A 13,063-nucleotide genomic window follows, 5' to 3' on the forward strand; every position below is an offset into this window, starting at 1 on the left:
GAACGATCACTGCATCCTCCCTCAGGCCTCCGACGTCCCTGCACCCGACGCGCCGAACCTGCCGAGGTGGAGCACCTCGTCCAGCGGGCGGCGCCCTCGCCGCAGGGAGGGGCTCCTCACCCGCTCCGCCTCGTGACCCAACGCGATGACGCCGACGACCCGCCGACCCGGCGGGACGGCATACGCGGTCCTGAGGGCATCGTGACGCGCGGCCGGCACGCCGAAGAACAACGCACCCAGCCCCGCGTCGACCGCCCCGAGCAGCACGATCATGGCGGCCATGGCGGTGTCCGTGTCCCAGTAGGGGATCGGCCACCGCTCCGGTGAACGGTCCGTCCAGCCCTTGTCCGGTTCGGCATAGCGGTCGAGGTATGCCGTCGGGTCGGCGAGCATGACCAGGAGGACTGGCGCTGCGGAGACGCCGCGCAGCCAGGCGTCGGGCTCGCCCGGGCCCTCGCGGGTCACGTCCCAGAAGCGGGCCCGGTCCTGCGCGCCGGTGAGGGCGAGGACGTCCCACCCCTGGGTGTGGCCGGCGCTCGGGGCGCGCTGGGCGAGGGTCACGAGGCGCCGCACCGTGTCGAGCGGGACGTCGCGGTCGGGGTCGAAGCGCCGCACCATGCGGCGACGCGACACCGCGTCGATGAGATCCATGGTCGTCATCGTGCCGTGCCACGATGTCCGCATGAGCGAGGACGTCGATCTCCCCCCGGGCTACCCGGTGCAGTGGGAGGCGGACGTCGTGCTCCGCGACGGCAGCGTGGGGCACCTGCGACCGATCCGGCCCTCCGACGAGGAGGGACTGCACGCCTTCCACGCGCGCCAGTCCGACGAGTCGATCTACCTGCGCTTCTTCGCGCCACTGCGCCGGCTGTCCGACAAGGACGTGCACCGCTTCAGCCACGTCGACTACGAGGACCGGGTGGCCCTGGTCATCACGGTGCGCGACGACATCCTCGGGATCGGCCGCTACGACCGGATCGACGCCGGCTCGGCGGAGGTCGCGTTCAACGTCAGCGACCACTACCAGGGTCGGGGCATCGGCTCCGTCCTGCTCGAGCACCTCGCGGCGATCGCCCAGGAGTTCGGCATCACCCGCTTCACGGCCGAGGTCCTTCCCCAGAACCGCAAGATGCTCACGGTCTTCTCGGACGCCGGCTACGAGGTGAGCCGCAAGGTCGAGGACGGGGTGGTGGCGCTGCACTTCGACATCGAGCCGACCGACCGCTCCAAGGCGGTGGTGATGTCGCGCGAGCACCGCGCGGAGGCGATCAGCGTGCGGCGCATGCTGCGGCCCTCGACGGTCGCGGTCATCGGGGCGGGCCGCTCGCCGGACTCCATGGGCCACCACTTCCTCAAGAACCTTCTCGGCGCCGGTTTCACCGGCGAGGTCCACCCCGTCAACCGCAAGGCCAAGAAGATCCTCGGTCGCAAGGCCTACGACACGATCAGCGACGTTCCCGGTCGTGTCGACCTCGCCATCATCGCGGTGCCCGCCGAGAACGTCCTCAAGGTGGTCGACGAGTGCGCGGCCGCCGACGTCGACGCACTGCTCATCGTCAGCGCGGGCTTCGGTGAGGGCGGCGGGGACGGGGACGAGCTCCAGGCCGAGCTCGTGCGCCGCGCCCGCGGGTCGGGCATGCGCATCGTGGGGCCGAACTCGTTCGGGCTCATCAACACCGACCCGGCGCTCTCGCTCAACGCCTCGCTGTCACCGACGATGCCCCCCGTGGGGCACCTTGGCCTCTTCGCGCAGTCCGGCGCCCTGGGCATCGCCGTCCTCGCCTCCGCGGCCAGGCGCAACCTCGGGATCTCGACGTTCGGGTCGGCCGGCAACCGGGTCGACGTCTCGGGCAACGACTTCATGCAGTACTGGATCGACGACGACGACACCCACACGGTCGGCCTCTACCTCGAGTCGATGGGCAACCCGCGCAAGTTCTCGCGGATCGCGCGCAACCTGGGGCGGATCAAGCCAGTCATCGTGGTCCAGTCCGGCGTCTCGGCCTACGGCGTGCCGCCGGGGCACCGGGTGCGACGCACCAAGATGCGGCCGGCGGTGTTCACCGCGATGCTCAAGCAGGCCGGTGTCATCCGCGTGTCCAACGTCCACCAGATGTTCGACGTGGCCCAGCTGGTCGTTCACCAGCCGCTGCCCGCCGGTCGCCGGGTTGCCATCGTGGGCAACTCCTCGGCGCTGGGGGCACTCTCCGCCGGGGCCGTCGCGAGTCGCGGGTTGACCGTCACGCACGGCCCCGTCAACCTCCCGTCCGAGGCCACGGCCGAGGAGTTCCTCGAGGCCCTCACGAGGGCGTTCCAGGACCCCGACGTCGACTCGGTGCTCACCTGCTTCATCCCGCCGATCGTGGCCCACGACGAGGACGTCACCGACGCCGTGCGCTCGGCGGCGCGGGGCTCCGACAAGACCTGCGTCGCCACCTTCCTCGGCATGCGCGGGGTCGACTCGTCCACCTACATGGACGAGGGCGGCACCGGCCAGGCCATCCCGATCTATGCGATGCCCGAGGACGCGGCGTACGCCCTGGCCAAGGCCACGAAGTATGCCGAGTGGCGCAACAAGGACCACGGGGTCCCGGTGGCCCCGGCCGGCGTCAACCGCAGGGTCGCCGAGGACGTCGTGCAGACCGTCCTGTCGGTCGACCCCGAGGGGCGCCGGCTGGATCCCGACGAGACGGCGGCGCTGCTCACGGCCTACGGCATCGAGGTGTGGCCCACCCGGCGGGCCGCCACGGTCGAGGAGGCGGTGGAGGCCGCCGGAGACATCGGCTACCCGGTCGTGCTCAAGTCCACGGCCCCCATGCTGCGTCACCAGGGCGGAATCACCGGTGTGCGGGTGGACCTGGTGGGAGAGCAGTCGGTCCGCGAGGCGTGGGCCTCGCTCAACGAACGCCTCTCACCGCTCGCGGCCGGCCAGCTCGAGGTCCAGCGCATGGCGACGCCGGGAGTGTCCTGCGTCGTCACCGCGGAGGAGGACCCACTGTTCGGACCCGTCGTGAGCTTCGGGGTGGCCGGGCTGCCGACCGAGCTGCTCGACGACATCTCGCACCGGATCCCCCCACTCACCGACGTCGCCGTCTCCGAGCTCATCTCCTCGGTCAAGGCGGCGCCCGTGCTCCACGGCCACCGAGGTTCCACTCCCGTGCACCGGGCCGCGCTCGCCGACCTCATCGCCCGGGTCTCGACGATGAGCGACGACATGCCCGAGATCGCCTCTCTGCGGCTCAACCCGGTCAACGCCCACCCCGGCGGCGTGCAGGTCCTCGGGGCCGAGGTGACCGTCGCCCCCACCGCCCGCCGGGCCGACCCCGGGCGTCGCTCCCTCACCTGACCCATCTTTCCCGCCGGAAGTGGGTTTCTCTCAGTTCGCCTCATCGCCGCGGTCACGCGAGGTGAGAGGAACCCGAGCGCGGAGCTCGCGACTGGAGGCGTGCGGCAGAATGGCGGCATGATGCGATCGTTCGACGTTCCCACCCTGCCGGTGGACCTCACTGCGGCGATCGAACGGGCGGGCTACTACCCGGCCCTCGTCGGTGACGTCGTCGCCGCTGCGCTCGCGGGCGAGCAGGTGCGCTCGCACCTCGTCCACCTCGAGACGACGTTCGACCACGACGTCATCCGGCGCCACGTCACCGTCCTCGTCCTCACGCCGTCACGGCTGGTGATCGCGCACGCCGACGACCACGCCGACGAGGCCGCGGGTGCGAGCGTGACCGACGGAGTTGGTGGCGCAGGAGCGTCCACCGATGCCGAGCTCGACAGCGCGGCGGCGGGCGGACAGGAGGTCGCCACGGCCACGACCGAGAGCATCCCGCTGTCGGCGGTGCGCGGCGTCATGCTCACCCACGTGGTGTCCGACCCCCAGAACTACGTGCCGGGCTCCCTCGGCCGTGAGCTCACCCTGACGCTCGGCTGGGGCGCGGTGAGCCGGGTGGACCTGCTGCCTGCGACCTGCGGCGATCCCGGTTGCGACGCCGACCACGGCTACGACGGCACGATCTCCAGCGACGACATCGCCCTGCGGGTCTCGGCGACGGCGGACGGCGACGTGGCCCTGCAGCAGGCGATCGGCTTCGCGCACGCCCTCTCGGCGTCGCTCGGCCAGTGACCGAGACGGAGCCCCGACCCAGCGAGGCGAGGGAGCCGCGCAAGCCACGCAAGCCGCGTGCGGCGCGGCGATCCGCCGTCGAGGCCGCGTCCGGCGTTCCCGCCGCCTCGCCCGTGCGGCCCAGCGGTCTCCCGCTCGGGCCACCGGTCCCGGCTCCCGCCTATGCACAGGGTGGTCTCAGTGACGTCCTCCCAGCAGTGGCTGCCTCCCTCGGTGTGCCCGCCGCGGGGCCCCAGTGGGTCCTTCCTCCAGCACGCAGTGCCGTCGTCGTCCTCGTGGACGGCTTGGGCTACGACCTGCTCCGGCGCCGCGGCGGGCACGCCCCCTGGCTGCGGTCCCTGTTCGGGGACGGTCGTCGCATCGTCAGCGGCTTCCCGTCAACCACCCCGGTCTCCATGGGCTCCTTCGGCACGGGGCTCGTGCCCGGCTCGCACGGGATGCTCGGGTTCGAGGTGCTCGTGCCCGGCGAGGACCGGCTCCTCAACGAGCTGTCCTGGGAGGACGGGCCGATCCCAGAGCGGTGGCAGCCGAGGGCCACGTGGTTCGAGAGGGCCGCGGCTGCCGGCATAGACGTCATGCGCACCGGTCCCGGGTTCTTCGACGGCTCCGGCCTGACGCGGGCAGCGTTGCGCGGAGGGCGTTTCGTCGCGGCCAAAGGACTCGACGCTCGTGTCGAAGAGACCCTCCTCCATGCCCGCTCACCGCTGCCGAGCCTCACCTACCTTTACTGGGGCGACCTCGACAAGGTGGGCCACGTGCACGGCTGCGAGTCGTGGCAGTGGGGTGACGAGCTCGAGACCATCGACCGCGCGCTGGCGCGGCTCGCCGACGGGCTCCCGTCCGACTGCTCGCTGACCATCACGGCCGACCACGGCATGGTGGACGTGCCGATGGCCGACCGGATCGACGTGGCGTTCGACACTGAGCTCGCCGCCGGGGTGCGCCACACCGGTGGCGAGCCCCGAGCGCCCCAGCTCTACTGCGAACCGGGCGCCGTCCGTGACGTCCTCGAGACGTGGCAGGCGCGTGTGGGGGAGTTCGCCTGGGTGCTCTCGCGCGACGAGGCGGTCGCGCAGGGCTTGTTCGGCGCGGTCCACGACGAGCACCTCGCCCGCATCGGGGACGTCGTCGTGCCGATGCGCGACGCGCACGCAGTCGTCGACTCACGACACCACCGGCCTGAGCTCCTGGCGCTCATCGGCCTGCACGGTTCACTCACCGACGACGAGGTCCCGGTCCCGATGTTCCACGTCCCGGCACGGGCGTCATAGGGTGTCGCCTCGTGGCTGAGCTGGTGTTCTTCTCCGGGACGATGGACTGTGGCAAGTCCACCCTCGCGCTCCAGATGGACCACAACCAGCGGGCCCGCGCACGGGTGGGCCTGATCTTCACCAAGCTCGACCGGCTGGGCGAGTCGGTGCTGTCCTCACGCCTCGGGCTCTCGACGCAGGCCCACGAGGTGACGGACGACCTCGACTTCTGGGACGTCGTCGTGGAGCACCTCACCCACGGGCAGCGCGCCGACTACCTCATCTGCGACGAGGCCCAGTTCTACACCGCCGCGCAGATCGAGCAGCTGGCGCGCATCGTCGACGAGCTCGGCATCGAGGTCAACTGCTTCGGCATCACGGCCGACTTCCGCACCGAGCTCTTCCCCGGGTCCAAGCGGCTGTTCGAGCTCGCCGACCGGGTGCAGGTCCTCCAGGTCGCGGCACTGTGCTGGTGCGGCGCCCGAGCCACGCACAACGCCCGCATCATCGACGGAGTCATGGTGGTCGAGGGCGAACAGGTCGTCGTGGGTGACACCTCGGCCTCCGAGAGCGCCCTCGTCGAGTACGAGGTGCTCTGCCGCCGCCACTACATGCGACGGATGAACAGCCACGCCGCGCGGCTCGCGTCAGCGACACCGGACGTGCTGCCGTTCGACCTCGACGTCTGCCCGGTGCCCCCGCGCGACTGAGGCGTATGCCGTCCGCTCACCCGTGGGCGGTCGGATCACCTGCCGCTGCCGTCCGCCGCGCGGTGCGGTGGGTCAGCTGGTGCTGCCGCCTCGGCCGCCGAACATGATGTCGTCCCAGCTGGGCACGCTCGGCCGGCCCGACTTGCGGCCGCCGCTCTTGGGGGTGCTGCGCGGCTGCGGAGACGCCGGCTTCGGTTCCTGCTCCACGACGTCGTCCTCCACCTCGGGCACGGAGTCGCGGACGTCGGCCGTGGTGTCACCCGCCGGCTCCTCGTCCTCGAGGTCGTCGGCGGCGGCGTGTACGTTCTCCGCCTCGTCCACCTCGTGCGTGCTCGTCCCGAGCTGACGGACGTTGTCGTGGCGCTCGCCGAACTCGCCCGACTCGCCCGACTCCTCGGACTTGCCCGACTCCCCGGACTCGTCCGACTCGTCCGACTCGTCCGACACGTCGGGCTCGGCGCGCTCGTCGAGGTGCGCCGACACCGGGTGATCGCCTCGCGCCACAGGAGGCTCGGGAGCGTCGGCCGGGTCCATCACGAGGTCCTCGATGGGCAGGGCGTCCTCGCGAGGTGACTCCTCGACCGCGGTGTGGGTGGGGGAGGAGCGACGCCGACCGCGGCGGGACCGGGTGGACTGCTCGCGCATCGCCGCCATGAGGTCGATCGGCTCACGCGACTTCGCGCGACGGGCAGGCTTCTCGTCGACCCCGCCCTCGGCCTCCACGTCGAAGACGGCAGTGGCCCGGTTGCTGTTGGTCGCGACGTGCGGCGTGGGGATGGCCGAGTCGCCGGTCGAGTCCTCGCTCAACCAACGGGCCTCATCATTGCTCGGCACGAGCGATCGCAGACGGGGGTCGAAGTACCAGGAGGCGAGTCGCTCACGTCCGCCGGCGGGGAAGACCGCGGTGACGCTCCACCGTCCGTCGTCGAGGCGGGACGAGTCCCAGCGCACGAGCTCGCCCGGGACGCTGCGCTCCTTGAAGCGTTCGTCCGCGCGGCTGCCCAGTGTCTGCTCCGCGCCGGAGCCGTCCGAGGGGCCCGGTCGAGAGGTGCCGATGACACAGGCGCGGGCCTGGTTGGCGATGTACTCACGTTCGGCCAGGACGGGGCCCTCGAAGCGCCGCACCTTCTCGACGGTCCAACCGGCGCGGTCGGCGACCTCCTCGCTGGAGAGTCCCGAGCGGATGAGGGACTGGACGTCGCGCGGACGCAGCCCGCCGTCGATCTCGATCTGCAGCTGGCCCAGGCGTGGGCGGTCACGACGGGCGGCAGCACGCATCGCCTCGTCCAGGGCGACGCGGTAGCGCTTCCCCTCCGCGTCGGAGAGGAGAACGTGCTCGCCGTCCTCGTGGACGCCGATGAGACGGAGGTCCTGCATCTGTATCTCCCGGGGTGTGGTCAGGTCACCCTTGACTGTGCCACCCCGAGGGCCATCGACAAAGCAGCCCACGCCGGTCGTCAGCGACGAGCCGGGGCTCGTTAGGTTGAGTCCATGCAGAACCTGTCGGCCGATGACACCCTCGCCCCCTACGACGCCGTACTCCTCCTCTCCTTCGGTGGGCCCGAAGCCCCAGAGGAGGTCGTCCCGTTCCTGCAGCGGGTGACCGCGGGACGCGACGTGCCGCCCGAGCGCCTCGAGGAGGTCGCCGAGCACTACCACCACTTCGGCGGGGTCAGCCCGATCAACGCCCAGAACCGCGAGCTCGTCGCCGCGCTCCAGGCCGAGCTCTCCGCGCGCGGCTCGGCCCTGCCGGTGCTCTGGGGCAACCGCAACAGCGACCCCTACGTGGCCGACACCCTGCGTGCCGCCCGCTCCGAGGGGCTCCTGCACATCTGCGTCGTCGTGACCTCGGCCTACTCCTCCTACTCCGGCTGCCGTCAGTACCGCGAGGACCTCGCGGCCGCGACGGAGGAGCTCGGCCTGGCCGCGGTCGACCTGCAGATCGACAAGGTCCGGCCCTACGCCATCCACCCCGGCTTCATCGCCGCCAACACCGAACGACTTGTCGAGGCGGTCCAGCAGGTCGACCCGGGGAACCTGGCGACGACGCGTCTGCTGTTCGTCACGCACTCGGTGCCGGAGGCCATGGACGACACCTCCGGACCGGGCGACGGTGACGGCAACCTCTATGTCGACCAGCACCTGAGGGCGGGTCACCTCATCGCCCAGGGACTCTCCGAGCGCACCGGGGTCACCCTGGAGCACGAGCTCGTCTTCTGCTCGCGCTCGGGCAGCCCGCGCACGCCGTGGCTCGAGCCGGACGTCAACGACCGTCTCGAGGAGCTTGCGGCCGAGGGCGTGACGAGCGTGGTGCTGGCCCCGATCGGTTTCGTCTCCGACCACATGGAGGTCGTCAACGACCTCGACCGAGAGGCCCGCGAGACCGCTGAACGGCTCGGGCTCTCCATGGTGCGCGTGCCCACCGCCGGCACCCACCCACTGTTCGTCGAGGCGCTGGTGGACCTGCTCCAGGAGCGGGCGGCGGAGGCCCGCGGTGAGGTCGTCGTCCACCCCCAGGCGGACACGCGCGACCTGCGGCCGTCGGTCTGCGCACCGGGCTGCTGCCCCAACCTGCGCGCCGCCCGTCCGGCCCTCTGCGGTCGGGACTGACATGGGCGTGGCCGCCGCGGACCCGGACCTGCCCGACGAGGCCCTCATGGCCGACCTCGAGGCCATCGCCGTCGACGTCGCCCGCTCCGCCGGTCGCCTCGTGGTCGACGAGCGCCCGGACGCGGTGGAGGTCGCCTCGACCAAGTCCACCGCGACCGACGTCGTGACGGTCATGGACCAGCGCTCCCAGGACCACCTCATCGCGCGACTTCGCGAGGCGCGCCCCGACGACGCCGTCCTCGGCGAGGAGAGCGGCGGAGCCACCGGCACGTCCGGCATCACCTGGGTCATCGACCCGATCGACGGGACGGTCAACTACCTCTACGGCATACCCGCGTATGCCGTGTCGGTCGCCGCCGTCGTCGGGGACCCGACGACACCCGGCGCGTGGCGTCCCTGCGCCGGTGCGGTCTTCAACCCCGTCAGCGACGAGATGTATGCCGCCCGGTCCGGTGGCGGGTCCCGGGTGGTCGTCGCGGGCGAGGAGCGGGCGCTGGTGCCGACGGGGTGCACCGACCTCGGCCAGGCGCTCGTGGGCACCGGCTTCGGCTACGCCGCCGAGCGCCGCGAGCGCCAGGCACGTCTCCTGCTCGACGTCCTTCCCCGGATCCGCGACATCCGTCGGCACGGCGGTGCTGCGCTCGACCTGTGCGGCGTTGCGGCCGGCCGGCTCGACGCCTACTTCGAGACCGGACTCAACGCGTGGGACCTGGCGGCCGGCTGGCTCGTCGCGACGGAGGCAGGAGTCCTCGTCGGTGGTTTCGACGGACCCGCGGAGCCGCTCACCTGGGCGTGCGTCCCGGGGCTCGATCCGGTGTTTCCCGACCTCGTGAAAGCGGGCACGCGCGAGCACCTCAGGGGCTAGTCTCAGGCGCGCTGTGGCACGCTGCGGCCAGATGGTGCACAATCGCCGCTCGCACGGGCACAAAATCGACGCGTTGTGCGTTGACTGGGCCAGCAGGGATGCCAGGCTCGACATTTCGTCGGGAATTGGCCACACGACATTGGGAAGGGAGAGCCATGGCGACCGATTACGACGCCCCGCGCAAGACTGACGATGAGCTGTCGGAGGACTCCATCGAGGAGCTGAAGACCCGTCGCAACGACAAGCGGTCCTCCAGCGTCGACGTCGACGAGACCGAGCAGGCCGAGGGCTTCGAGCTCCCCGGTGCGGACCTGTCCGGCGAGGAGATGTCGGTGCGGGTCATCCCGCGCCAGGCCGACGAGTTCACCTGTTCGCGGTGCTTCCTCGTGCACCACCGCAGCCAGCTGGCGAGTGAGAAGGGCGGCCAGATGGTCTGCCGCGAGTGCGCCGCCTGAGCAGCTCCCACCGTGGTCCGAAGGGGCCGATGTCCGAGATAGGGTCAGTCCCCGTGACTGGCCCTTCTCGCATTCCGGTTGCCTTCCGCAGGCTCTGCGCACAGGCCCGCATCCCGGCATACGCCTCCGACGGCGACGCGGGCGCCGACCTGTCCGCCACCGCGACCGTGACCCTCGCACCCGGCGAGCGCGCGCTCGTGCCGACAGGCCTGGCGATCGCGCTGCCGGAAGGCACCGTCGGGCTCGTCCACCCGAGGTCGGGGCTGGCGGCCCGCCACGGCATCACCGTCGTGAACGCCCCCGGGACGGTCGACTCGGGCTACCGGGGCGAGATCCTCGTCAACCTCGTCAACCTCGACCCGAGCGAGTCCTTCACCGTCGGGGTGGGCGACCGCATCGCCCAGCTCGTGGTGCAGGAGTACCTCCACGCAGACTTCAGCGAGACCGACTCGCTCCCGGACAGCGTCCGGGGTGACACTGGACATGGATCCACCGGAGGCTTCGGCATGACGTCTCCAGACACCTTCGAGGAAGTGACCACACCGTGAGCATCTTTCGCCGGCGCAAGGCCGACGCAGAGGACGCCGTCGAGGCAGGGACTGCCGGCGACATCGACTCGGAGGCGTCCGACCAGGACGCCCTTGACGAGGTCGATGAGGTCGTCAGCGACGCCCCGGTCGACCGCTCGTCCGGCCCGTTCGACGCGACCGAGGTCGAGGACGACGACGGCCGCCTCGACCTGGGCTCGCTGCGCATCACCGGCCGCGAGGGCATGGAGCTCCGGCTCGAGATCGACCAGGAGCAGCAGAACGTCATCGCCGCAACGGCGGTCGTGGGGGAGTCCGCACTGCAGCTGCAGGCCTTCGCGGCACCCCGATCGGGCGGTCTGTGGTCCCAGATCCGCTCGGAGATCGCCGACTCGATCGCCAGCCAGGGTGGCACCGCCGACCTCGAGCACACCGACCTCGGCACGGAGCTGCGCACGCGTATGCCCAGCGCAGGCCCCGATGGCCGCACGGTCTTCGCACCGGCACGCTTCCTGGGCATCGACGGTCCGCGATGGTTCCTGCGTGGCGTGATCTCCGGACGAGGTGCCATCGACGACGAGGCTGCGGCGCCACTGCTCGAGATCCTCCGCGAGACGGTGGTCGTGCGCGGCAGCGAGCCGATGGCACCGCGCGAGCTGCTGCCGCTGCGCCTGCCGCAGGAGGACGCCACGCCGATGCCGCCCGCCCCCAACGGTGAGGACGGCGTCGACCAGACCTCGACCGACGACCTCAACCCCTTCGAACGCGGGCCCGAGATCACCGAGGTGCGGTGATGGGGCTCAAGGAGCGGCTGCGCGACCTGGCTCGCACCGAGTCGCAGCTCGAGGCCGATGAGATCCGCCAGCGCACCATCGCCAGCCCCGCGGCCGCAGTGGCCTGTGCGGGCGAGCTCAAGGACCGACAGCCGGCCATGGTGGCGGGCTCTGTCCGCTGCATCACCATGCCGCCGCGCCAGGGCATGCCCGTGCTCGTGGCCGAGCTCTTCGACGGTGAGCGCTCGGTCAACCTCGTCTGGATCGGCCGCCGGCACATCGCCGGCATCGAGCCCGGCGTCTTCCTCACCGCCCAGGGTCGCATCGCCAAGGTCAAGGGCAGTCCGACGATCTTCAACCCGACCTACCAGATCGTCGCCGCCACGTGAGTCCGGACGCCGCCCCCGACCACCTCGTGACCGCTCAGACGGTCGAGGAGCTCATCCGCCACCGGCTGTCAGCCGCCCTCGGTGGATGGCGTGGATCCCTCGAGACCGCCCTGCCCACCATCGCCTTCGTCGGAGTCTGGACCTGGCGTCAGGACCTGCGCCAGGCCGTCTGGACCGCCGTGGCGGTCGCCGTGGTCCTCGCCGTCGTCCGCCTCGTCCAGCGGTCGAGCCTGCAGCACGTCTTCGGCGCGGTCCTCGCGACGGGCCTGGCCGCGTTCTTCGCGATGCGCAGCGGCAAGGCCGAGGACGCCTTCCTCCCGGGCATGCTGTTGTCCGGGGCCTACCTCGTGGGCACGCTGGTTTCGATCCTCGTCCGGTGGCCGGTCGTGGGCTTCCTCGTCGGCGCCGGCGACCCGCGTGCCGCGGAGGACCCCTTCGGCTGGCGACGTGACGCCGGCATGGTGCGGGTGTGCTCGCGGCTGACCTGGGTCCTCGTCGCGCTCTACGTCGTGCGCCTGTCCATCCAGGTCCCGCTCTACCTCGCGGGACAGGTGGCCGCCCTGGGCGCCGCCAAGATCGTCCTGGGATGGCCGTTGTGGATCGGCGGGGTGGCCGTCATGGGCTGGTTGCTCATGAGGGGCAACACCCCTCAGGAGCTGGACGAGAGCCTGGGTCAGTCGGCCAGCTGACGCTTCTGGCGGGCACCCGGGCTGAGCATCGACTCGAGGTCCGACTCGCCCTCGATGGTCGTGATGAACAACAGCTCGTCGAGCGGCTCGAGGGCATCGTCGCGACTGGGCGCGATCGGCGCGCCGCCACGGATGATTCCGGTGAGGACGGTGTCGGGAGGGAAGGTGATGTCGCCAACCCGCTTGCCGGCATACGGACTGCCCTCCGGCAACGTCATCTCGACCATCGCGGCGCGTCCCTGCTGGAACTCGAAGATGCGCACGAGGTCACCGACCGAGACGGCTTCCTCGATGAGGGCCGTCATGAGGCGCGGCGTCGAGACGGCGACGTCGACGCCCCAGGCGTCGTCGAACATCCACTCGTTCTTGGGGTTGTTGACCCGCGCCACCGTCCGGGGCACACCGAACTCCGTCTTGGCCAGCAGGGAGACCACGAGGTTGGCCTTGTCGTCCCCGGTCGCGGCCACGACGACGTCGCAGTCGGCGACCCCGGCCTCGGTCAGCGCGCTGAGCTCGCAGGCGTCGGCCTGGAGCCATGCGGCCTCGGGAACCTTGGCCACGCGCTCACCGTCGGCGTCACGGTCGATGAGCAGGAGCTGGTGACCGTTGCGGATGAGCTCGTGGGCGATGGAGCGCCCGACGCTTCCCGCTCCGGCGATGACGACGCGCATG

The 13,063-nt window shown here is 71.3% G+C and carries 14 protein-coding genes; 11 read left to right on the forward strand and 3 right to left on the reverse strand.

Going from position 1 to position 13,063, the window contains the following annotated elements; all coding sequences use genetic code 11:
* Positions 1 to 21: 21 nt before the first annotated feature.
* The gene (locus ASG74_RS16385; RefSeq protein ID WP_056146201.1) at positions 22 to 651 is read right to left on the reverse strand and encodes a nitroreductase family protein; all 630 of its coding nucleotides are present in this window, start codon (positions 649 to 651) and stop codon (positions 22 to 24) included.
* Positions 652 to 682: 31 nt separating this feature from the next.
* Here ASG74_RS16385 and ASG74_RS16390 point away from each other — a divergent pair, with 31 nt between their 5' ends.
* The 4 genes from ASG74_RS16390 (at position 683) to ASG74_RS16405 (ending at position 6,083) form a co-directional block, all read left to right on the forward strand.
* A complete protein-coding gene (locus ASG74_RS16390; protein ID WP_056146342.1) occupies positions 683 to 3,346 on the forward strand; it encodes a bifunctional acetate--CoA ligase family protein/GNAT family N-acetyltransferase in 2,664 nt (887 codons plus the stop codon).
* A gap of 117 nt (positions 3,347 to 3,463) precedes the next feature.
* Positions 3,464 to 4,123, forward strand: a complete 660-nt coding sequence (locus tag ASG74_RS16395) for a DUF5998 family protein (protein WP_156465452.1) — start codon at positions 3,464 to 3,466, stop codon at positions 4,121 to 4,123.
* Complete coding sequence (locus ASG74_RS16400; protein WP_327035470.1) at positions 4,120 to 5,394, forward strand: alkaline phosphatase family protein; 1,275 nt, start codon at positions 4,120 to 4,122, stop codon at positions 5,392 to 5,394. Before ASG74_RS16395 ends, ASG74_RS16400 begins: the two co-directional genes overlap by 4 nt.
* Positions 5,395 to 5,405: 11 nt before the next feature.
* Positions 5,406 to 6,083 carry a thymidine kinase gene (locus ASG74_RS16405; RefSeq protein WP_056146204.1) on the forward strand — a complete coding sequence of 226 codons (678 nt, stop codon included), beginning with the start codon at positions 5,406 to 5,408 and terminating at the stop codon, positions 6,081 to 6,083.
* 72 nt (positions 6,084 to 6,155) lie between these two features.
* Here the strand turns inward: ASG74_RS16405 and sepH are convergent, their stop codons facing one another.
* Positions 6,156 to 7,460, reverse strand: a complete 1,305-nt coding sequence (gene sepH, locus ASG74_RS16410; protein WP_056146207.1) for a septation protein SepH — start codon at positions 7,458 to 7,460, stop codon at positions 6,156 to 6,158.
* A gap of 114 nt (positions 7,461 to 7,574) precedes the next feature.
* On the opposite strand from sepH, the gene ASG74_RS16415 reads away from it, so the two are divergent.
* From ASG74_RS16415 to ASG74_RS16445, 7 genes are all read left to right on the forward strand, one after another.
* Positions 7,575 to 8,693 (forward strand): ferrochelatase, encoded by a 1,119-nt coding sequence (locus tag ASG74_RS16415; protein ID WP_056146209.1) that lies wholly within the window; start codon positions 7,575 to 7,577, stop codon positions 8,691 to 8,693.
* 1 nt (position 8,694) lies between these two features.
* Positions 8,695 to 9,558: an inositol monophosphatase family protein gene (locus ASG74_RS16420; RefSeq protein ID WP_056146212.1), complete on the forward strand. Its 864-nt coding sequence runs from the start codon at positions 8,695 to 8,697 to the stop codon at positions 9,556 to 9,558.
* 155 nt (positions 9,559 to 9,713) lie between these two features.
* Entirely contained in the window at positions 9,714 to 10,013 is a 300-nt protein-coding gene (locus ASG74_RS16425; RefSeq protein ID WP_056146215.1) for a DUF4193 domain-containing protein, read from the forward strand.
* A 53-nt stretch (positions 10,014 to 10,066) separates the two neighbouring features.
* Positions 10,067 to 10,561: a dUTP diphosphatase gene (dut, locus tag ASG74_RS16430; protein WP_056146219.1), complete on the forward strand. Its 495-nt coding sequence runs from the start codon at positions 10,067 to 10,069 to the stop codon at positions 10,559 to 10,561.
* Entirely contained in the window at positions 10,558 to 11,334 is a 777-nt protein-coding gene (locus tag ASG74_RS16435; protein ID WP_056146222.1) for a DUF3710 domain-containing protein, read from the forward strand. Before dut ends, ASG74_RS16435 begins: the two co-directional genes overlap by 4 nt.
* Positions 11,334 to 11,702: an OB-fold nucleic acid binding domain-containing protein gene (locus ASG74_RS16440; RefSeq protein WP_056146225.1), complete on the forward strand. Its 369-nt coding sequence runs from the start codon at positions 11,334 to 11,336 to the stop codon at positions 11,700 to 11,702. The genes ASG74_RS16435 and ASG74_RS16440 overlap by 1 nt, the downstream gene beginning before the upstream one ends.
* A complete protein-coding gene (locus ASG74_RS16445; RefSeq protein WP_056146227.1) occupies positions 11,699 to 12,391 on the forward strand; it encodes a DUF3159 domain-containing protein in 693 nt (230 codons plus the stop codon). Before ASG74_RS16440 ends, ASG74_RS16445 begins: the two co-directional genes overlap by 4 nt.
* Here ASG74_RS16445 and ASG74_RS16450 read toward each other — a convergent pair.
* Entirely contained in the window at positions 12,376 to 13,062 is a 687-nt protein-coding gene (locus tag ASG74_RS16450; RefSeq protein WP_056146230.1) for a potassium channel family protein, read from the reverse strand. The genes ASG74_RS16445 and ASG74_RS16450 overlap by 16 nt on opposite strands.
* Position 13,063 lies beyond the last annotated feature (1 nt).

The sequence above is a fragment of the Knoellia sp. Soil729 genome (genome assembly GCF_001427985.1).
GTDB lineage: Bacteria > Actinomycetota > Actinomycetes > Actinomycetales > Dermatophilaceae > Knoellia.